Source organism: Phaeobacter italicus, assembly GCF_019801785.1.
Classification (GTDB): Bacteria; Pseudomonadota; Alphaproteobacteria; order Rhodobacterales; family Rhodobacteraceae; genus Phaeobacter; species Phaeobacter italicus.
Genome location: NZ_JAHVIJ010000001.1, coordinates 562,551 through 583,258 on the forward strand (window position 1 = coordinate 562,551; position 20,708 = coordinate 583,258).

Sequence of the window (20,708 nt, forward strand, 5' to 3'; positions counted from 1 at the left end):
ACAATAAATCCCGATTGGTAAACAAAGCCTAAAATTTTGCAGACCTTTGAGATTTATTTTCCCAAAACTCAGGCTTTGCTCCAGCTTGGGGGCCGTTTTTGCAGGAATGCGTCGATGCCCTCGATGGTGTCATCCAGCATCAGATTCTCGACCATGACCGCGCCGGTGTAGGCATAGGCGTCTGCTGTGGGCAGCGACAGTTGGTCGTAAAACGCCCGTTTGCCAATCCGCACGGCAGCCCCCAATTTACTGGCGACGGTCTCGGCAAGGGCGCGGGTTTCGGCTTCCAGCTGTTCGGGTGGGGCCGTGCGATTGATAAGGCCCAGCTCTGCGGCCCGGCTTGCATCAATGAATTCGCCCGTGGTCAGCATCTCGAACGCCTGCTTGCGGTGGATGTTGCGGCTGAGCGCCACCATCGGCGTTGAACAGAACAGCCCGATGTTGACGCCGTTCACGCCAAAGCGCGTGCCCTCTGCCGCCACCGCCAGATCGCAGGAGGCGACAAGCTGGCAACCAGCGGCGGTTGCGATCCCGTGGACCTGGGCGATAACGGGCTGGGGGATCTGTTGCAGGCCCAGCATCACCTCGGTGCAGCGAGAGAAGAGATCGGCAAAATAGGCTGCGCCGCCATCCTCTGCCTGCCGCCCGGCTGTCATCTCGCGCAGGTCATGGCCCGCGCAGAATGCCTTGCCCCGCCCGGCGATCACCACAACACGTGTGTCCGTGTCCGTGTCCTTGTGCAGGCGATCAATTTCGGCCTTCAGGGCTGCCAGCATTTCGTCAGACAGTGCGTTCAGCCGCTCGGGCGCATTCAGATGCAGGGTTGCGATCCCGTTGCTGTCGTGACGTTCCAGAATTGCCATCTTGTGTCCTCCCTCGGATTGAGGCCAACGTTAGGCAAAGAGAACAATTCTGGGAAGGAAAACCATGGGTCTGGCATTTGATGCCGCAGGGTTGGGTGATTACCTGCATGAGGTGTTTGCCGAGGTGGCAAATGATTTTGTCATCGAGCGGCTGGATGAAGAGGGCATCACCATGCGCCTGGTTGTGGATGATCGTCACCTGCGTCCGGGTGGCACCATTTCCGGACCTTCGATGTTTGCGCTGGCGGATGTGACGATCTACGCGCTGGTCTTGTCGCGTATCGGGCGTGAGGCGCTGGCGGTGACGACCAATGCCTCCTTTGATTTCATGCGCAAACCTGCAGGCGGCACCCCGTTGGTGGCCGAGGGCAAGCTGCTCAAGCTGGGGCGTCAGTTGGCGGTTGGCGACGTGCTGATCTACTCGCAAGGGGATCCGCAGCCCGTTGCGCGCTCTACCATGACCTACGCAATTCCGCCCAAAAAGGCAGGCACCGCCTGACCCTAGATCGCAGTGGCGAGGGGTTGGCCCACTTTCACCAGTGTTTCGCGACCCTTGGCACTGTTGGTGACCAGATCATAGCTGAACTGCACGCGGCCCGGTTCAAACACCACAACCACGGTCGAGCCACCGAATTTGAAATAGCCCTTTTCGTCCATCTTCTCGACCGCGCCGCTGGTGCGGGTATTGACGATGGAGCCCACACCAAACGCGCCGACCTCGACAAAGGCGTAGGTGCCGATCATGTCGGTCTCGATCAGGGTCCAGCTGCGCTTGTTTTCGCCAAAGACATCTGGCCCGGCCCCCAGCGCAATGGGGTTCACCGAATGCAGCGCGCCGGAAATGTCCTGCGCTGCCGTGATCCGGCCCGATGCCGGAAAGTGGTAGCGATGATAATCTGCCGGGCACAGCCGCACGATGGCCAGGGCCCCGCCGATGAAGCGTTCCCCGATCTGCGGCAGCATGCTGCGCACCGACATCGGATGGCCCTTGACGGGGACAAACACATCCTCGGCCAGTTCGGGAAATACCAGCACACGCCCATCGGCAGGGCTGACAACCTGCTTGGGATCGGGATCAAAGGGGCGGGCTTCCGGTTTCAGGTTTCGTGCGAAGAAGTCATTGAAATTTTGATACGTTTCAACGGGTTGCGTGGCCTCTTTCATGTCGATTGACAGCTCGTCCACCACCGCAGAGATCTTGCCCCGCGACAGCCGGGAGTCAAACCAAGCCCCCATGATGCGGCTGATAAGGGCCGAGCGGAACAGCAGTTTCTCGACGGGTTTGGCACTGGCGTTCTGATAGGCCCAGCGGATCCATTTTTCGCCCAGCACCACCTCTTCGAAGGTTTCGCCGGTCTCACGGTCTACAACAAGGATCGGATCGCGCTGCATTGTGGGTCTGCCAGATTTTGTTTCGCTCCCGTCGCGCCTAGCAAAGACTGGCAGTCAGGCCAAGGGGGATTGGTGCGCGCCGCTAGGGGCGGGACCGTCCAAGGGGCGGGAGTGGCGGTCAAGCCAAAGAAAAAGGGGGCCGAAGCCCCCTGATGCCTGTCCCTTACGGGAACAGCTTTTTCACGTAGTTCGGCAAGGCAAACGCGGCCTTGTGAACCTCCGGGTTGTAATACCCGGTGTCAAAGTCGGCCGCCGCAAAGCGGGCTTCCAGATCCTCAAGGCTCACCAGACGGGCCTTGTCGGAGTGGCTGCCCCAGCCAAAGGCCATCGGGCCGCCGGCATAGGTCGGAACCGAGGCAAGATAGCAGGACGCATCTGCAAACAACGCCTGAAAGGCGCGCAGTGTTCCGGTCAGTTCGTCGCCCTGCATGAAGGGAACGCCGTTCTGGGTGACGATGATGCCATCCTCAGTGAGCGACCGCGCGGCGTGGCCATAGAAGGTGTCGGTGAACAGCACTTCGCCGGGGCCGATCGGGTCGGTCGAATCGACGATGATCACGTCGAATTTTTCGGTGTTCTCTTTCATGAAGAGCGCACCGTCATTGATCACCAGATTAAGACGCGGATCGTCAAAGGCGCCGTCGCTCAGCATCGGCAGATATTCTTTGGAGAAATCCACCACCCCTGCGTCGATCTCGACCATGGTGACATGTTCGACCGATGTGTGGCGCAGCGCTTCGCGGGCCATGCCGCCGTCGCCGCCACCGATGATCAGCACACGTTTTGCATTGCCATGGGCCAGGATCGGCACATGGGTCAGCATCTCGTGGTAGATGAAGTTGTCACCCTCGGTGGTCTGAACCACGTCATCCAGCGTCAGAATGCGGCCGAACTGACCGTTCTGAAACACCTTCAGGCGCTGGTGTTCGGTGTTGCTGTCATACAGCATCTCATCCACGCGCAGACGCTGGGCGTAATGCGCGTGCAGACCTTCGGTGACCCACTCCTGCTTGTCAGAGGTGGTCATGCCGCCACCTCTTTCGCAATCAGCTCTTCGCCGCGCAGCAGTTCGCGCACTTCCACGGTGTCGGTGTCAAAGGCGTCTTTCAGCACATCGACAGCCTTCCAAGGCTCTGCATCGCCACACATAAAGACGTCAAACGCGCCATAGCCGATTTCCGGCCAGGTGTGTACGGAGATGTGGCTCTCGGCGAGCACGGCTACGCCAGAGACGCCTTGGGGCGAGAATTTGTGGGTGTGAATGTGCAGCAGAGTTGCGCCGCAGACCTCAACACATTTGCGGAAGGCATTCTGGATGCGGGTTTCGCAGTCCAGGCCAGTGCCGTTCATCACTTCGATGATCAGATGGGTGCCTGCAAAAACCTTGCCATCCTTGCGGATGAAATGGTCTTCGCGATCCGATTCCACAATAGCGTCGAGATTCGCGGGTGTTACACCGCGGGCGGTATCTTCCTCATGGGCGCCTGTCTCCAGACCGATCCCCAGTTGGAAGAGGTTGGCGTCTTTCATGACACTCCCCTTCGTTCCAGTAGATGACAATCCAGCCGGCCCTTAGCGCCCCCCCGGATAAGAGTCCGGGGTTGGGATCGGTACCGAAAGTGAGGGGGCATCTATTGTGGGTGCGGGATTCTTTCAAGACTTTTTTTACGAAAATAAAAAAGGCCGGGGCGGGCCCCGGCCATGAGGTGGTTCCGTTGCCCGGGGATCATGGGCGCCAGAACGGAAGAGTGGCTTGGTAATGTGCCTCGGCGCGGCTCAGCCCGACATCATCGAGCTGTTCCTGGCTCAGCGCAGCAAGGACACGGCGGGTCCGCTGTCGGACCGTCCATTTCGTGATCAGGACCGCAAAGGCGACGGCTGCCTCTGCCAGCACCGGCAGGGCAGGGCGGCTGGAAAGGTAAAGCATGTCTGGGGATGTCGTCTTTGTGTACTGTGTCATGGTAATTTCCTATTGTACTGATACAATCCTGTGTTAATGTAACAATCACTGCGTACAATTTGCGGACTGCATTGTCTAAGGAAGGATTGTAATGGGTACAATTTGGCCAAATGCGCTCACATCGGACCTTTCTGGTCGGGCTGGTCCGAAATACCAGCGTGTCGCTGATACAATCCGAGGTGCGATCGAGGATGGTACGCTTTGTATCGGTACAAAGCTGCCCCCGGTGCGAGAGCTGGCCTATCAGCTGAAGATCACCCCTGGGACCGTTGCGCGCGCTTACACCATGTTGACGGATGCCGGGCTCTTGCAGGCAGAGGTGGGGCGCGGGACATTTGTGGCAGAGCCGGAAAACAAAGTGCCAGATGATGTCTGGTCGCGGCAGCTTCACCTGCTTGAGGCGCAAAATCCGGGACATGTCAGCCTGTTCAGCCCGCGCCTGGTGGATGTGGGCCAGGTGGCTGCGCTGCGCGAAGCGATGGTCAAGGTGTCCCAGGCAGATCCGCTGCTGTTTCTGGACTATCCAACCCGCGACGCCTATGAGCCGGTGCGCGAGGTGGTGGCAGAGTGGCTGTCGGATGATCTGCTGGGCAATGTGCATCAAAATGACGTCGTGCTGACGCATGGGGGCCAGAACGGGATCCTGACGGTACTGCAGACCGTTCTGGAAGGGGCGCAGCCGACCATCCTTGTCGAAGATCTGTCTTATGCCGGTTTTCGCCGCGCGGCAGACCTGGCACGGGCGCGGGTTGTTGGGGTGGCAATGGATGAAAAGGGCATCCTGCCCGAGTCACTGGAGCTGGCGATCCGCAAGACCGGCGCCACCGTTTTGTGCACCAGCCCGGAAGTGCACAATCCAACGGGGCTCTATACCCCGTTGGAGCGGCGCAAGCGGATCGTCGAGATTGCCCGCCGCCATGAGGTGCAGATCATCGAAGATGATTGCTATCGTATGGGAGAAGCGCGCGCGCCAAGCTATCGTGTGCTTGCGCCAGAGCTGGGTTGGCATGTGACCTCTTTTTCAAAGACCATCACCCCGGCATTGCGAGTGGGTTTTGCACTGGCCCCAAAGGGGCGCGCAGCCGATCTGCGACGCACAGCTGAATACAGCTACTTCGGTATTGCCCAACCGCTGGCAGAGCTGACCCGCATCCTGCTGTCCGATCCCCGTACACCGCAGCTGGTGCGCGATGTGCGCAAAGAGATGGCCAAATATGTCCGCATCGCCGTCAATGCGCTTGGCAGTTTTGAACTGGTCTGGTCGGACAGCGTGCCGTTTTTGTGGTTGATGCTTCCCTCTGGCTGGCGTGCGGCGGCCTTTACCCGCGCTGCGGAGGCGCAAGGGGTGCAGATCAGGTCGGCGGATGAATTTGCCCTGCGGGATGGCCGCGCGCCCAATGCGGTGCGCATCGCCATCAATGGCCATGTCACCATAGCCCGTTTTGAGGACGCGATGACCCGTCTCAGAACCCTTTTGGACAATCCGCCGGAGCAAATCAGCGTTTAAGCGTGGGGTATTATATTACCTATTTTGCAAGCCATTGAAAACGCATGATTTTATGTGGATTTGGGGTGTTGACCTGCGCTTTTATCCACCGTAAACCCCGTCCATCGAATTCGGGTGGCCCGTGATGGGTTTGCCCTTAACGTCAAACAGGATTTACCTGATATGAAAACCTTCTCTGCTACCCCGGCAGACATCGACAAGAAGTGGATCATCATCGACGCCGAGGGCGTGGTGCTGGGCCGTCTTGCATCGATCGTCGCCATGCGTCTGCGTGGCAAGCACAAGCCGTCCTTCACTCCGCACATGGACATGGGCGACAACGTCATCGTGATCAACGCTGACAAGGTTCAGATGACCGGCAAGAAGCGCGAAGAGCACTTCTACTGGCACACTGGCCACCCCGGCGGCATCAAATCCCGCACCAAACAGCAGATCCTGGAAGGCGCGCACCCTGAGCGCGTGGTTTACCAGGCTGTTAAGCGCATGCTGCCCGGCAACCGTCTGTCCCGTCAGCAAATGACCAACCTGCGTATCTACGCTGGTGCCCAGCACCCGCACGAAGCCCAGGCCCCCGAAGTTCTGGACGTCAAGTCCATGAACAAGAAAAACACCCGGAGCTGAGACCGATGGCTGATCAGATCAACACTCTCGAAGAGCTCGCAGCTGCAACCGGTGTGGAAGCAGTCGCTGAAGAAACCATCGTTCGTGAACCCGTTCGTGACGAACTGGGCCGCGCCTATGCGACCGGCAAGCGTAAAGACGCTGTTGCCCGTGTCTGGATCAAGCCGGGCTCCGGTAAGGTCTCTGTGAACGGCAAAGAGCTGAACGCATATTTCGCACGTCCCGTTCTGCAGATGATCCTGCGCCAGCCGTTCCAGGTTGCCGGTGTCGAGGACCAGTTCGACGTTTACGCAACCGTCAAAGGCGGTGGCCTGTCCGGTCAGGCCGGTGCGGTCAAGCACGGCATCTCCAAAGCGCTGCAGCTTTATGATCCGTCCCTGCGTGGCGCACTGAAAGCCGCTGGCTTCCTGACCCGCGACAGCCGCGTTGTTGAGCGTAAGAAGTTCGGCCGCCGCAAGGCCCGTCGTTCCTTCCAGTTCTCCAAGCGTTAAGCTTACGGACCAAGATTTTGGAAAAGGCCGCAGCACTCTGCGGCCTTTTTATTTTGCGCCCACCCGGCAATCGCCAGCCATGTCGGCTGCTGGCGGGGTGAAAAAAAACCGCCCAGATGGGCGGTTTTCTCTTATGGGATCAATCCCACCTGAGCTGTTTGTTTAAATCTGGACGACCCCACCGGTATTTGGACTGGTCCGCCTTCTTTATCTCAGCTGCGGCTTTCTTTCGGTGGCGCATCCGTAGGATCTCTTTGCGAAGACGATACAGCAGGGGACCGGAAAACCGACGGTCCTTGCGGGTTCTGACATCTGTCCGCTTGGTTGCCTTGAGGAAATCGGGAATGTCACGGCTCGAATCCGCGTAAGAGCCGAATTGGGCCTGAACAGCTGCGGCGGGCTCAATCTGGTAAATCGGGTGGGTGTGCCCTCGGGCACCACGAGCGGCTGGATCTGGGTCGAACAGGTAATCATCAACTGTGCGTTCAATGCGGGCGGTCGCCGCCATGTCGGCTGCCGTGTCAGGATCGACGACATATGCGGCCGCGCTTGGGGCCAGTGTTTTGATCTGGTTGAGCTGATATCCGCCATCTGTGGCCGTGCCCGTGCGGCGCAACATGGGGGTTGCAACGGCGTCCAATCTGACAATTCCCTTCGGTCCGTTGGCCATCAACTCTGACGCGATCCGGCCAAAATCATCCGAAAACAGAAGATCATCCTCAAGCACCAGTCCAGGCTGGCCAGACGCAGCAATCCGCTTCCAACAGTCCATGTGACTGCGGAAGATTTCGATATCGCTTGCCGGGAGATCCCAGCGATCGCTCATCCAGCGGCCTGGGGTGAATTCCGCAGGGGGCGTCCAGTCTGGAGCCTTGATGTCCACGCAAAGGGCGCGTTGAACCTCAGTGCCTGGCAGCAGACGCGACAGCTCGCTCAGCATATGAGCGCGTCGATCCGGTGCCCGGTCAAGATTGATCAGAAAAACGTTCATGTTGAGTCACCAGAACTTTGGAAAATCACGAACTGGCAGATCGTGACTGTTTGGCGCGTCAAGTGGGTGCGGATAAGGGGCAGGCGACAGCGGCTTGGCCTTTATCCGATCCTTGCGGAGCAAAGTGAGTTCCAGCAGTGGTGGGATCTGACGACCAAGAATCGTAACAGGAGGCGTGACCGTATTTGGGTGAAGATGACAAATAACGTGGTTCTCGCACAGCAAGTCCATGAAAGACGCCAGTTCCGACCGGCGTGATCCAAGCAACATCCTATCGATTTCGTGCAGCTCAATGGCGATGATCCGGAACCGATCCAGAAGAGCGCGCGGTGTCGCTGGCAGGACGCTGTATTCAAAACCTTCGATGTCCATCTGCAGCAACAAATCACCCGAGGGAGATGTGCGGTTGACCCAAGATTCAAACGACATGAAGGTCTCCGCCGGACCATTGCCGATCATCATCTTTTCGAAGTGCATATTGGGGGCAAGGTTACGGGGTTCTTCGACGGTTCCATCGGCCAGAAAACACTCGATACCCCGCAATGCGATTTCTAAGTCAAACCCAACGGTCTCATCCACACCGGGAGAGTAGAGCGCTTGGATGCCGTCAAAGTCGTCGGGAAGCAGATAGCCGCCATCGAGATCGCCGCCCACACGAACCAAAGGAAGGCCGCTTTCCCAAGGTGAGAACCGAGACATCAGGGTCTCAATTTCAGCCCGCTCGCCCGATGTCAGCTTGGCTTCTATTGCCTTCGCCGTCTCGTTGGCGCGCTTCTCTCCCCGGAGAAACTTCCGCCGGTGGTTCCATTTCGACAGCAAGCTCTTCATCTTAGGCCTTGTTTTCTATGAGTTATGTCAGGTGCAAATGCTGGGCGTGGCTGATGCGTTGGTGGCGCGTGCCGGGCCCGTTTCGTCTGCCCTATCAGATGGCAGTAACAGGTTCACCTGTCCGGTTCAATCAGGCCCAGTCCGCGCAGATAGATGCCGATGCCGCTCTCCAAAAGATCTTCGGGGGGGAAGGGGGAGGCGGCGCCGGGGGAGTTGCGCGCATATAGCTCGACCACCCCGTGGCTCATGGCCATGACATGGGCCGAAAACATCGATGCGGGTGGGCGCTTTTCGGCGGGGATGTGCTGGCTCAGATCAGAGGCCGCGCGCTCAAGGATGCCGCGCGCGCGGGCTGCGGCCTCGGCCAGCTCCGGGGTGCGGTTGACGGAAATGCCGCTTTCAAACATTGCGATGTAATGGCCTGGATGTTTGCGCGCAAAGGCGAGATAGGCGCGCCCGGTTGCCTCAAATGCGGCCAGTGCAGAGGGCTGGTATTTGTCGTAGGCGTGCTGCATCAGATCGGCAAACATGATGTAACCCTGTCGGCCGGCTTCTGCGATCAGATCCTCACGCCCATCGAAATGGCGGTAAACGGCAGCGGGCGTCACCCCTGCCTGTTTTGCGGCTTCCGACAGGGTAAAGCCCGTGGGGCCCTTTGCCTCGATCAGGTGGAGCGCGGCCTCGACCAGCGCCTGCCGGAGGTTGCCGTGATGATAGCCGCGTTTAGGCATTCCACAGATCCGGTCCGCCGCAGATGCCCGCGTCAATCACGCCAAGCGCCTCGTGGTCTTTGTTGGCATAGTCGATGCGGCTCAGGACACTGCGGATGGCCGCGAGGCGGGCGCGGCGTTTGTCGTCGGAGCGGACAATGGTCCAGGGCGCATGGGGGGTATGGCTGCGGCTGAGCGTGTCGCCAATCGCGGCTGTGTATTCGTCCCAAAGGGACAGCCCCTTGACGTCAATGGAACTCAGCTTCCATTGCTTCAGCGGGTCGCGCTCGCGGGCAAGAAACCGGCGCAGCTGCTCTGCGCGACCCACATTCAGCCAGATCTTGAACAGCTGGATGCCATCCTCTGTCAGCGCCTCTTCAAAGCCGCCAACCTGATGAAAGAAATGTTCTTTCTGGGCCTCGGTGCAAAAGCCGAAAACAGGCTCGACCACACCGCGATTGTACCAGCTGCGATCAAAGAACGTCAGCTCTCCGGCCGAGGGGAGATGGGCGATATAGCGCTGGAAATACCATTGGCTGCGCTCTTGCTCTGTGGGTTTGGACAGGGCCACGATCCGGGCGCCACGCGGGTTCAGGTTTTCGCGAAACCGCTTGATCGTGCCCCCTTTGCCAGCCGCGTCGCGCCCCTCAAACAGGATCGCAATCCGCGCACCGCTGTCGCGCACCCAGGACTGGAGCTTTACCAATTCGATCTGCAGCGCCTGCATCTGTTTTTCATACGCCTTGCGCCCCATCCGCTCGTCATAGGGATAGCTGGGGTCCAGAACGTCGTCCTTGTCGGCGGCGCCAATCGCGTCACGGATGTCCTGTGGCGCATCTTCTTCGTAAAAGCGGCTGATGGCACCGTCAAAGGGCAGGGGCATATGAAATTCCTTCTGTCTTCTAACCCTTATATGGGGCTTTGGCGCGAAATGTGAATCGTTTTAACGAAGACGTGCCTGCGCTGCTGCCCGTTCTGCGGCGCGGTCGACCGCGGCAACGACGGCCTCGGTCGCGACCTGATGGGGCATATGGCCAATCCCATCCAGCACCGTGAGGTTGACCGCCTGCGCATCGCGTTTCAATTGCCGGGCGTGCAGATCAAGGCTGACAGTTGTGTCTGCGCTGCCGTGGACGGCCTCGATCGGGAGGCGGAGCGCAGGGTAACGGGGGGCCATTGCGGTGATTTCTGCCAGCAGGTTTGCCCGTTGCAGCGCATTGGCCCGCATGGCAGAGCGGCGCAAGGTGAGCCCCGGGCCAAAGTGGTCGAAATAACCCTCTGGAACCGGCTGGGGTTCAAACACTTCGGTCAGGGTGTCGCGGATGGTCTGGCGCGGCACAAAGGCCGTCAGCAGGGGTACCACCAGCGCCTGACCCAAAGGCGACGATGTGATCTTGTAAAACCGGCTGAGGGGCGTGGGCCAGGGGTGGGATACCCCCCCGACAGTCACCAGCGCAGAGAGAGAGCCAGGCGCATCCAGCGCCCAGGCAAGCGCAACCCCGCCACCATAGCTCTGGCCCAGAACGATTGGCGCCCGCACGTCGAGTTGGGCAACGGCACCGCGGATCAGTCGGGCCTGTTCGGCCAGGCTCGCGCCGGTGTGGTCGGCCCGGCTGCTGTAGCCCAGGCCGGGCCGGTCAACGATCACGATGCGGTAGCGATCGCGCAGCGCCGGGGCGAGCCGGAAGCTCATATCGCGAATATGGCCGCTGGCGCCGTGGATCAGCACCAGGTCCGGGGCAGGGGCGTCAGACGACCATCCGGCAGGCTGGCCCAAGTCCAGAACATGGACCTGCTCGCCCGTGACCTCCAGAAACTGGCCTTGCGGCGGATAGTTTGCCACCGCCACCGCCTCGCGCACCGATGCCCGCCACAATGTGACGCCCGCACCCAGCGCGAGGACAAGTGATGTCGCCAGCACGGCCTTAGCGGCCGATCTCTGCCAGATCGAAGGGGGTCGACTGGTAGATGTCATTGATCCAGTTGCCATAAAGAAGATGGGCATGGCTGCGCCATCTGTTCTGGGGTTTGCGGCTCGGGTCGTCGTCAGGGTAGTAGTTGATCGGAACATTGATCGGCGTGCCGCTTTCGACATCGCGATCATATTCCTGTTTCAACGTATCACTGTCGTATTCGAAGTGATTGAAAATATAGAGCGCACGATGACCCGGATCCTGCACCAGACAGGGGCCGACTTCGGGGCTGCCGAGAAGGGTGGTCAGACCGGGGCGCGCATCAATTTCATCCTGACGGATTTCGGTCCAGCGCGAAACGGGGATCACACAATCATCAGAGAACCCGCGCAGATAGGGGGATGCGGGGTCCATGTTCTGGTGACGGAAACAGCCGAATGCCTTGTGATCCAGCATGTGTTTTTTCACGCCGTGGAAGTAGTTGATCATCGCCATCCCACCCCAGCAGACGCCAAAGGTGGAGTGGACATTGGTCTGGGTCCAGTCAAAGACCTCGCGCAGTTCGTCCCAATAGGTCACATCGTCAAACGGCAGGTGCTCAATCGGGGCGCCGGTGATGATGAGCCCGTCAAATCGCTCGTCCTTGATCTCCTGAAACGGGCGATAGAACTCTGCCATATGCTCGGCGGCAGTATTGCGGGTCTGATGTTCTGTCATGCGGATCAGTGACAGTTCGATCTGCAGCGGCGTTGCACCGATCAGGCGGGCAAACTGGTTTTCCGTCTGAATTTTCTTGGGCATCAGGTTCAGCAACCCGATGCGCAGGGGGCGGATGTCCTGACGTGCCGCCTGATCCGGCGACATGACCATCACGCCTTCGTTCGTGAGAACGTCATAGGCGGGCAGGTCAGCGGGGATCTTGATCGGCATGTCTTATCCTTTTTTGTCGTATGGCGGCCTCGTTCTGAGGTCCGGGATGGTGAGATCTAGAAGGCCTGTGCCCGAAGCTCAAGGGCGTTGGCGATCACGTCTGTGAAATCAGCCTCACTTCGAACCGAGGCAATCTGGTCGGCGGTGACCGTAACCCCCCAGTTTTTCGCCATCGCCTCATAGCGGGGCTGGCGGTGTGCCAGGGCCTGGGCATAGGTCCAGCGGATAAAGGTGTCGGGGTCGACCTGTTCCTCGGATAGGGCGTTTTCCTTTAGATACTCTTGCCAGACCCGCGCGAGGAAGGCCGGCTGATAGGCCATCGGCTTGGGCGCTCTGTCAAAGCGGCGGATCAATTCCTGGGTGTGGGCCTCGTCCCCTTTGATCCAGACCATCAGCGTCTGCTGCGACAGCTGCGTCAGCAGCGGATCGCTTGGATCGTCGGCCTCAACCCATTCGCAGATGCTGCCGCCGGTGTCACAGATGAAGTTGGGATAATCGTAAAGCCGTTCGGCCCGGTCGATGAAATAGCCGGTGTCGCGCAGCGCATTCAGCTCGGCGGTGCGGAACTGGTCCTGACGGCGGGTATACTCCGCCATCGGCAGCCCGCCTTTGTCCGGGTTGCCGGGTTTGCCAAGATAAGAGGCAACGGGGGTCAGATTTTCGAAGCTGATGTTTGAGCCGATATAGATGGAATCCGACAGCAGCAGATCGCGCAAAAACGGGACTTTCATCGCCTCTGCCTTGGCATTGTCGGCGATGTATTCGCCCATGTAGCGGGTGCCGATGCGGTAATCGATCGAATAGTGAAACCAGCTCCCCGCACCCCGCAGGATGTTGGAGATATATGTTTTGCCCAGACCGGACATGCCAAAGAACAAAACCCGTTTCTGGGGCGCGTTGCGCCACTCTTCGGCAGAGGAATAAAGCATCTGAAATCCGGTCCCTTTTGGTTCTTTGCCTTGCTACTGACCAATGTCGCGTGGGTCAATCGCGACCAGATGTCCCGCGTTCGCCTGCCCAAGCTGCGGACAAATGAAAACCCCCGCATCACCGGGATGCAGGGGCTGTCTGGACACCGCGCTGGGGCGCGGCCTGTCACGGGATCAGAAGCTGTAGCCGACTTTCACGCCAAAGCTGACCGCGTCATTGTCGCTGAAGTCTGCAACGCCAACGCCACCGGGCGCTGCGATTGCGTCACCCAGACGGGTGTAGCGGATGCCCGCAGAGATCTTCATCTTGTCCTGAGTGTACTGAACGCCCAGGCGGATCGCCTCGTAGCCGTGGGTCGGCGCGAGAGGGGACACCAGGTTGTCGCCGTCCACATCAGCGTAGATCACCGCGATAGAGGCAGACCAGTTCTCGTTGAACTTGCGGCCAACACCCAATGTGTAGGTGACGGAATCGTCAAGATCGATCAGATCGATGGAGCGGCTCGCTTGGGTGCTGAGGCCCGGCACGACGAGATCGGTGACGCTGTGCTCGGCCCAGCGAATGCCACCAAACAGCAGCGTGTCTTCGGCGATCCCGGTCTGCAGGTCCAGATTGACGGACTGCGGCGTCTTGGTCTTGGTCGAGGTTCCAACCGATGCGCCGGTTGCAAAGGTTTCGGTCAGGCTGAAATCATGTTCGATTTCAGAGGAGTAGGTCAGAGCAGCGCGCAGCGCGATCTCGGGGATTTCATAAGCAACGCCTGCGACCCAGCCAAAGGCTCCGTCTTTGTTGACCCGCACGTTGTACTGGCTACCGATCGAGCTGTAGGCGCCACCTGCGAGGTTGATCGCACCGTCGATTTCCTGATAGCGGATCCCGCCGTGAACGCTGAAGTTCTCGTTGAATTTGTAGCGCAGCAGAGCCGTGAGCGAGTTGGAATCTGCAACCGCCGTGGTGCCGCCCAGCAGCGCAGAGCTGCCAACGGGGTAGTTCACGTCAACACCCCAGGGCTGGTCGAAGATCAGCGCAAAGGACAGCTGCTCGTTCAGGTCACGTTTGTAGCCTGCGCCAAACATGTTGAAACGGTCGCCAACATCACCGGTCGCAGAGCGGAACGGGTTGAGCGTGGTGCCCGCGGTGCTGGTGGCGCGGTCATTGCCCGAAAGGTCCACGGATGTGGTCGCGACGGAAAACTCCGCGTAGTTGCCCTCTTCAAAGATGATGCCGATGGGCTGGCCGGTGCGGTCCAGGCCGCTCGCCATGGCCGTCCCGGCGGAAACCAGCGCAAGAGCCGCTGATGTTGCAAGATAGCGTTTCATTGTTCCTCCCTGTCCAGGCCATATCTGCCTGGTTGTAACTAGCTTGGGACGCTAGCAAGGGCGTTTTTTTCGGTCAACGTTGACGCAGAGGCAATTAGCGGCAGGGTGCAAACCGCTCTGTCAGTGTGATTTTTTGGCGCCATTTGCACCCGACAACCGGCCGGCTGCATCGAGAATATTGATGTAGTTCGCAGCAAAAATCACGCAGGCACCAAGCAGGATCCACAGGTCAAGTGCCTCACCATAAAGGATCATTCCAAGGATCGCGATTGTTGGCAGGCGCGCAAAATCCACCGGAACAACAACCGTCGCAGGCGCAACAGACAGCGCGTTGGTCATGCAGAAATGTGCCGCCAGACCCGCACAGCCGATCACCAGCAGCCAAGGCGACGTTGCGGCATCAGGCACAGCAATGTCACCGTCCCAGCCTGCCATTGCCACCCCCATCACCAGTTGCATCAGCGTCAGCCACAGCAGGATAGAGGCAATCCCTTCATGGCGGGTCAGCCGCTTGGTAAAGATGATGGTCAGCGCAAAGAAGATTGCCGAACCCGCAGCGGTCACGATCCCTGCATTCAGGGTTTCCGGGCTGGGGCGGGCCACAATCAGGATCCCGATGAAGCCAAGGGTCGCTGCCAGCACTTTCGGGCGGGTCATCCGCTCGCCCAGCAGAAGCGGAGACAGGATCAGCACCCAGAGGGGAGAGGTGAACTCCAGCGCAAAAACCTGCGCCAGCGGGATCAGCGTCACCGCAAAAAACCAGAGGTTCTGGCCAGTGAAATGAGCAGCATTGCGGATCAGATGCAGCCCCAGCCTGTCCCGGCGCACCTTGTGCCAGGATTGGCTGATCGTAAGGATCGCCACGACGATGACCAGCCCCACCAGACTGCGGTAGGTCATGATCTCAAACGTATCAAGCGTCAGCCCCGCCTCACGCCCTGCAATGGCCATAGACGAAAACGACACAATCGCCCCCACCATCCAAAGCGCGGCCTTGCCAATCTGCGCGTCCTGCTCTGCCATTGTGCCCCCGATCTCCTTTTAGCAGGAGAAAGGGGTAAAACCGATGTTGGGTCAATAGTTGCTGTCAGAAATGGGTGGCTATGGCGTCTCTCGTGACGGTCTATGTGTGTCTACACGCAGCGATCAGGCAGAGGGCGTCCGTTTATTCGATCACGGCATATGACACATAACTATCGAAACTGAAACGCTTTATCCGGATATTTTTTAGCCCGAGCACTTCATCCACCGCGCGAGTCTCACCTGGAAACATCTTTGCGTTCAGTTCATCAAAAACAATGACCGCACCTTTAGGCATTCGCGGAACAAAGGTTTCCAGTAGTACTTTGGTTGGCTCGTAAAGATCGACATCCAGATAAAGCAGACTCACAACCAAATGTGGGTTATCTTCAAGGTAGGCTGGCGCAGTCTCTGCAATGTCACCCTGAACCAACTCAACTTTCGGTATGTGATTTAGCGGGCGATTTAGATCGTAGGTGCGGACCGCCTCGTTCACCCGGTCTAGTGGAGAGCCTTTGAGCTCGCCAACTTTGGTCAATGTGCCGTCGTTGCCACGCAAATCTTTGGCATCTACCGATGGAAATCCACCGAATGTATCAAAGCCGATTACCTTGCGGGTGTGGTTGGCTGGTTCCAGGATCGATGATAATTTTGCCCAAGCCATCGTCCCACCTCCGTGAAGTACCCCGCCCTCGACAATGGAGCCATTCACGTGAAGAACTTTCTGAAAAAGTTCATATTTTGTCAGGAACTTCGCAATGGACTGCCTTGAGGCGTATTTGGGAAATGCATCAAGGCGGTCAACAACGCTGTCGGTGTCCGAGAGAAATAGTTTCTCCATAGCTGCAAATTGGTTCAAGTCGCCTGCTGATTGGTTGCGAGGTTCCCGGCTATGTTTCACCATGGTTTCAGACATTTATTGTTCCTTTCATCAACTTCGAATGCGATCCGGCGTTCGAGGATGAGTAACGTAGTTGAATTGAGTAGCGGATCTGATCTGAAATGTTCAAGTTTGATGAGTGGACCAGATATGAGCTGAAAAACAAGGCACCGCCGCGTTCCATTTCGACAATACTTATTAGCTGATCAAAGATCCCCGTCGGTAGTGATTTCTTGCCGACTTTATAGGTATGGGGGATGGGGCCTGTTTTATGGCTGGACGTCATGACCGAGAGCGCACCGGTATGTGCATACGTATCTTGCAACGGTATCCAGACCGTTAGCTCTTTTTTGTTTCCTTGTACGTAGAAGTCATCCTGATGCCAGAAAGCGAGCTCTTTGTTCTCAAAGGGAACGTCAATTCTAAGTGGAACCTTTCGGTACAACACAGGGGCGTCAAGGAAATCCTTAACCACTGCTGTGATCTTAGGATTGCGCCCGAGGTCAAGGATGGCCGGGTGGTCTCTGATCGAGTCGTAAACCAAGGTGACAACCTCTGGTTTACGAATTGCAAATTCAACCCAGGCGCGATCCTGAATGGACTTCGCTTGGGGCAAATGCTCCCGAATTTTGTCCAGGATAAGTGTATCAATTGCCGATAAATCTTCAGGCGCAAGAAGACCCTTTGAAAGATGCCAGCCGTGGCGGTCATAATCCGTGTCGTTCACTCAATTAACCTTCCAGCTACACTGCTCCGCTTCGCACGACGCCGGAGACCCCAACGGCCTGAGTGGCCAAGATCCAAAGCGACTGCTCCGATTTTCTCCGAAGGTCGTAACTATTTTACTAATATCGAAGTGAATTTCATTCCACCGGCCCCGATAGGACCACCGGGGCTCCAAAGAAAAACCCCGGCCGCGGGGGCCGGGGTTTTATAGGATCAGATCATTCCCACTCGATGGTGCCGGGAGGCTTCGAGGTGATGTCGTAGGTGCAGCGGTTGATGCCTTTGACTTCGTTGATGATCCGGGTCGCGGTTTCGCCGAGGAACTCGTGGCTGAACGGGTAGTAGTCCGCGGTCATGCCATCAACCGAGGTCACCGCGCGCAGCGCACAGGCATAATCATAGGTGCGCCCGTCGCCCATCACGCCAACGGTGCGAACCGGCAGGATCGCCACAAACGCCTGCCAGATTTCGTCGTAAAGACCGTGCTTGCGGATCTGGTCGATGTAGATCGCATCCGCTTCGCGCAGGATCTCCAGCTTTTCGCGGGTGATCTCGCCGGGGCAGCGGATCGCCAGACCCGGTCCGGGGAAGGGGTGGCGGCCGATGAAGCTCTGCGGCAGGCCCAGTTCGCGGCCAAGCGCGCGGACCTCGTCCTTGAACAGCTCGCGCAGAGGTTCCACCAGCTTCAGACCCATCTTTTCCGGCAGGCCGCCCACGTTGTGGTGGGATTTGATGGTCACCGAAGGCCCGCCCGAGAAGGACACCGATTCAATCACATCGGGGTAAAGCGTGCCCTGCGCCAGGAACTCGGCACCCTCGATGGTGTCGGCGTGTTTCTGGAACACGTCGATGAACAGCTTGCCGATGATCTTGCGCTTGGTTTCCGGGTCCGACTGGCCATCCAGTTCACCCAGGAACAGGTCGCTTTCATCCGCGTGGATCAGCTGGATGTTGTAGTTGTCACGGAACATCGTGACGACCTCTTCGGCCTCGTTTTTGCGCAGAAGGCCGTGGTCGACGAACACACAGGTCAGCTGATCGCCAATCGCCTCGTGGATCAGGATCGCTGCAACCGAGCTGTCAACGCCGCCGGAGAGGCCGCAGATGACTTTCTTGTCGCCAACCTGATCGCGGATCGCCTGGATCGCCTGCTCGCGGTAGGCGCCCATCGTCCAATCGCCGGTGAAACCCGCGATTTTGACAAAGTTCTCATAGAGTTTCGCACCATTCGGGGTGTGATGCACTTCCGGGTGGAACTGAACTGCGTAGAAATTGCGCGACACATCCGCGGTGATCGCAAAAGGCGCGTTGGGGGAGGTGCCATAGACCTCAAAGCCGGGTGCGATTTCGCTGACGTGGTCGCCATGAGACATCCAGACCTGTTCGCGGTCGCTGTCATCTGCAAACCAGCCATCCAAAAGGGGCAGGCTGTCGACCGTGGGGGTGACATAGGCACGACCAAATTCAGCGGTGCCATGACCCGACAGCACTTTGCCGCCAAGCTGGTGCATCATCACCTGCTGGCCATAGCAGATCCCGAGGATCGGCACACCCAGATCAAAAATCTCCTGTGGCGCACGGGGGCTGCCCTCGCGGGTCACGCTGTCCGGGCCACCAGAAAAGATCACGGCCTTGGGCGCCATCTCGCGCACAAAGTCCATCGTGACATTCTGATAGGGGTGGATTTCGCAATAGACGTTCAGCTCGCGCAGGCGGCGCGCAATCAGCTGCGTGACCTGGCTGCCAAAGTCGATGATGAGAAGGCGGTCGTGGGATGTCTCTGTCATGCACGCGCCATAGGGCAGCGGCGCGGATTTCGCAAGGTATTTTCGCGGCTGCGCGCCAGGATCGCGGATCAATTCGACCGACCGCAGCACAGAACAGCAAGGGGGCCATGTTTTGCGGCGCGATCCTGCGCGAACCTGTCGGAAATTGTGGGAAACCTGACCGAAATGTCGCTTTTCAACGCCAGAGGACGTAAATCTGCGGCGCTTGTTTTGCGTGGCGGGATAATCACCGATGCAACGAAATGCCTGTGGTGAGGAAAAACCATGACAGATGCAGCTTCTGCAGCCCCCCGTCGTCGTGCCCGTGGAGGCGGTGGTGCCGCGCGCCGCGCTGAGCGCACTGGCGTCAAGATCGAGACCGCAAAGTACATCGAGCGCAACATCCCGAACTTTGAAGTTCTGAGCGAGGAAGCGCTGCAGGTCATCGAGACCAACGCAGATATCATTCTGGAAGAAGTCGGCGTCAACTTTGTTGATAACCCGGCCGCATTGGAGCGCTGGCGCGCAGCAGGTGCAACAGTTGAAGGCGAGCGCGTGCGCATCCCGCGTGGCCTGGCCCGCGAACTGTGCAAAACCGCCCCTTCCGAGTTCACCCAGTACGCCCGCAACCCCGAAAAATCGGTTGTGGTTGGCGGCAAGAACATGGTGCTGGCGCCTGTCTACGGCCCTCCGTTCGTGCGCGATGCCAAAGGCGGCCGCCGTTACGCGACGCTGGATGATTTCCAGAAGTTCGTGAAACTCGGCTATATGTCGAAGTGGCTGCACCACTCTGGTGGTACCGTTTGCGAGCCGACCGATGTGCCGGTGAACAAGCGTCACCTCGACATGCTGATGGCCCATATGACCCTGAGCGACAAGCCGTTCATGGGCTCTGTGACCGACCCAAGCCGCGCCAAGGATTCCGTCGAGATGTGCGAAATCCTGTTCGGCAAGGAATTCGTGCGCGACAACACGGTGATGACCTCGCTCATCAACATCAACTCGCCGATGACTTTTGACGATGTGATGATGGGCGCTCTGGAAGTCTATGCCGAGCACAATCAGGCCTGCATCATCTCGCCCTTCATCGTGGGCGGTGCAATGGCGCCGGTGTCGATTGCCGGCACCCTGACACAGGTTCTGGCCGAAGTTCTGGCCGGTGTGGCCTATAGCCAGCTGGTGCGTCCGGGTGCGCCGGTGATCTTTGGCGCGATGGTGACATCGATCGACATGAACTCTGGTGCGCCGACCTTTGGCACGCCCGAAACCTCGCATATCACCTATGGCGCAGGTCAGCTGGCACGTCGCATGAACCTGCCGTATCGTTCGGCCGGGTCTTTCTGTGGCTCCAAACTGCCGGATGCGCAGGCCGCCTATGAGACCGCGAACTCGCTGAACATGGGTCTTCTGTCCGGTGTGAACTTCCAGCTGCACTCCTGTGGTTGGCTCGAAGGTGGTCTGGTGGCCGACTTTGAAAAGTTCGTCATGGACGCCGATCAGCTGGGTGTGCTTCACGGGCTCGCCAAGGGCGTCGAGATCGACGAAAACGCGCAAGCGATGGACGCGATCCGCGAAGTGGGCCCCGGCGGTCACTATCTCGGCTGTGCCCACACTCAGGCGAACTTCAAGGATGCCTTCTGGAAGACAGAGCTTCTGGACTACAAGCCGTTTGAGACCTGGGAAGAAGAAGGCGCGCGCGACACCATCGCCCTGGCGAGCAACCGTGTTGAAACGCTGCTGAACGCCTATCAGGCGCCGGCCATCGATCCTGAGATCCTGGCCAAGCTCGAAGCCTATGTGGCCGAGAAGAAGGCCTCCATGCCGGACGCCTTTATTTAAGGCACGACAGCGCTGGCCGGAT

At 58.7% G+C, this 20,708-nt stretch carries 22 protein-coding genes; 5 read left to right on the forward strand and 17 right to left on the reverse strand.

The genetic code is table 11. From position 1 onward, the window contains the following. Window positions 1-68 precede the first annotated feature (68 nt). A complete protein-coding gene (locus tag KUV39_RS02630; protein ID WP_222458848.1) occupies window positions 69-863 on the reverse strand; it encodes an enoyl-CoA hydratase in 795 nt (264 codons plus the stop codon). A gap of 64 nt (window positions 864-927) precedes the next feature. On the opposite strand from KUV39_RS02630, the gene KUV39_RS02635 reads away from it, so the two are divergent. Further along, complete coding sequence (locus tag KUV39_RS02635) at window positions 928-1,362, forward strand: PaaI family thioesterase (protein WP_222458849.1); 435 nt, start codon at window positions 928-930, stop codon at window positions 1,360-1,362. Between the two features lie 2 nt (window positions 1,363-1,364). Here the strand turns inward: KUV39_RS02635 and asd are convergent, their stop codons facing one another. The 4 genes from asd to KUV39_RS02655 all read right to left on the reverse strand — a co-directional run bounded on the left by asd (window position 1,365) and on the right by KUV39_RS02655 (window position 4,215). Further along, window positions 1,365-2,255 (reverse strand): archaetidylserine decarboxylase, encoded by an 891-nt coding sequence (gene asd / locus KUV39_RS02640; protein ID WP_222458850.1) that lies wholly within the window; start codon window positions 2,253-2,255, stop codon window positions 1,365-1,367. Window positions 2,256-2,418: 163 nt separating this feature from the next. Then, a complete protein-coding gene (gene speE / locus KUV39_RS02645; protein WP_222458851.1) occupies window positions 2,419-3,282 on the reverse strand; it encodes a polyamine aminopropyltransferase in 864 nt (287 codons plus the stop codon). Then, window positions 3,279-3,785 carry an adenosylmethionine decarboxylase gene (speD, locus tag KUV39_RS02650; protein WP_046210205.1) on the reverse strand — a complete coding sequence of 169 codons (507 nt, stop codon included), beginning with the start codon at window positions 3,783-3,785 and terminating at the stop codon, window positions 3,279-3,281. The genes speE and speD overlap by 4 nt, the downstream gene beginning before the upstream one ends. A 196-nt stretch (window positions 3,786-3,981) precedes the next feature. Next, on the reverse strand, window positions 3,982-4,215 hold the full coding sequence (locus KUV39_RS02655; protein WP_222458852.1) for a DUF1127 domain-containing protein: 234 nt from the start codon (window positions 4,213-4,215) through the stop codon (window positions 3,982-3,984). A 91-nt stretch (window positions 4,216-4,306) separates the two neighbouring features. Here KUV39_RS02655 and KUV39_RS02660 point away from each other — a divergent pair, with 91 nt between their 5' ends. The 3 genes from KUV39_RS02660 to rpsI all read left to right on the forward strand — a co-directional run bounded on the left by KUV39_RS02660 (window position 4,307) and on the right by rpsI (window position 6,834). Beyond that, window positions 4,307-5,722, forward strand: a complete 1,416-nt coding sequence (locus tag KUV39_RS02660) for an aminotransferase-like domain-containing protein (protein ID WP_222458853.1) — start codon at window positions 4,307-4,309, stop codon at window positions 5,720-5,722. Window positions 5,723-5,884: 162 nt separating this feature from the next. Next, a complete protein-coding gene (gene rplM / locus KUV39_RS02665; RefSeq protein WP_037302410.1) occupies window positions 5,885-6,343 on the forward strand; it encodes a 50S ribosomal protein L13 in 459 nt (152 codons plus the stop codon). A 5-nt stretch (window positions 6,344-6,348) separates the two neighbouring features. Beyond that, window positions 6,349-6,834, forward strand: a complete 486-nt coding sequence (rpsI, locus tag KUV39_RS02670) for a 30S ribosomal protein S9 (protein ID WP_008559248.1) — start codon at window positions 6,349-6,351, stop codon at window positions 6,832-6,834. Window positions 6,835-6,973: 139 nt separating this feature from the next. On the opposite strand, the gene KUV39_RS02675 is transcribed toward rpsI, so the two are convergent. The 12 genes from KUV39_RS02675 to guaA form a co-directional block, all read right to left on the reverse strand. Continuing rightward, a complete protein-coding gene (locus KUV39_RS02675; protein ID WP_222458854.1) occupies window positions 6,974-7,825 on the reverse strand; it encodes a glycosyltransferase family 25 protein in 852 nt (283 codons plus the stop codon). Window positions 7,826-7,831: 6 nt separating this feature from the next. Continuing rightward, window positions 7,832-8,653 carry a class I SAM-dependent methyltransferase gene (locus tag KUV39_RS02680; protein WP_222458855.1) on the reverse strand — a complete coding sequence of 274 codons (822 nt, stop codon included), beginning with the start codon at window positions 8,651-8,653 and terminating at the stop codon, window positions 7,832-7,834. Between the two features lie 113 nt (window positions 8,654-8,766). Continuing rightward, the gene (locus KUV39_RS02685; protein WP_008560159.1) at window positions 8,767-9,384 is read right to left on the reverse strand and encodes a TetR/AcrR family transcriptional regulator; all 618 of its coding nucleotides are present in this window, start codon (window positions 9,382-9,384) and stop codon (window positions 8,767-8,769) included. Then, window positions 9,377-10,246, reverse strand: a complete 870-nt coding sequence (gene ppk2, locus KUV39_RS02690; protein ID WP_050673424.1) for a polyphosphate kinase 2 — start codon at window positions 10,244-10,246, stop codon at window positions 9,377-9,379. The genes KUV39_RS02685 and ppk2 overlap by 8 nt, the downstream gene beginning before the upstream one ends. Window positions 10,247-10,306: 60 nt before the next feature. Continuing rightward, window positions 10,307-11,338: an alpha/beta fold hydrolase gene (locus tag KUV39_RS02695; RefSeq protein ID WP_244998197.1), complete on the reverse strand. Its 1,032-nt coding sequence runs from the start codon at window positions 11,336-11,338 to the stop codon at window positions 10,307-10,309. Continuing rightward, window positions 11,289-12,206 (reverse strand): homoserine O-acetyltransferase MetA, encoded by a 918-nt coding sequence (gene metA / locus KUV39_RS02700; protein WP_008562987.1) that lies wholly within the window; start codon window positions 12,204-12,206, stop codon window positions 11,289-11,291. The genes KUV39_RS02695 and metA overlap by 50 nt, the downstream gene beginning before the upstream one ends. Before the next feature lie 56 nt (window positions 12,207-12,262). After that, a complete protein-coding gene (locus tag KUV39_RS02705) occupies window positions 12,263-13,135 on the reverse strand; it encodes a hypothetical protein (protein ID WP_046210209.1) in 873 nt (290 codons plus the stop codon). A 174-nt stretch (window positions 13,136-13,309) separates the two neighbouring features. Continuing rightward, window positions 13,310-14,455: an OmpP1/FadL family transporter gene (locus tag KUV39_RS02710; RefSeq protein WP_222458856.1), complete on the reverse strand. Its 1,146-nt coding sequence runs from the start codon at window positions 14,453-14,455 to the stop codon at window positions 13,310-13,312. Between the two features lie 120 nt (window positions 14,456-14,575). Continuing rightward, entirely contained in the window at window positions 14,576-15,478 is a 903-nt protein-coding gene (locus KUV39_RS02715) for a DMT family transporter (RefSeq protein WP_222458857.1), read from the reverse strand. Window positions 15,479-15,620: 142 nt separating this feature from the next. Next, window positions 15,621-16,391, reverse strand: coding sequence for a TylF/MycF family methyltransferase (locus tag KUV39_RS02720; RefSeq protein WP_244998198.1), 771 nt, complete (start codon window positions 16,389-16,391; stop codon window positions 15,621-15,623). Beyond that, complete coding sequence (locus tag KUV39_RS02725; protein ID WP_222458858.1) at window positions 16,384-17,082, reverse strand: phytanoyl-CoA dioxygenase family protein; 699 nt, start codon at window positions 17,080-17,082, stop codon at window positions 16,384-16,386. The genes KUV39_RS02720 and KUV39_RS02725 overlap by 8 nt, the downstream gene beginning before the upstream one ends. A 217-nt stretch (window positions 17,083-17,299) precedes the next feature. Next, complete coding sequence (gene guaA, locus KUV39_RS02730; RefSeq protein ID WP_037302832.1) at window positions 17,300-18,868, reverse strand: glutamine-hydrolyzing GMP synthase; 1,569 nt, start codon at window positions 18,866-18,868, stop codon at window positions 17,300-17,302. Between the two features lie 264 nt (window positions 18,869-19,132). Between guaA and KUV39_RS02735 the strand changes: the two genes are divergently transcribed. Continuing rightward, window positions 19,133-20,686, forward strand: a complete 1,554-nt coding sequence (locus KUV39_RS02735; RefSeq protein WP_222458859.1) for a trimethylamine methyltransferase family protein — start codon at window positions 19,133-19,135, stop codon at window positions 20,684-20,686. The last annotated feature ends 22 nt before the right edge of the window (window positions 20,687-20,708 follow it).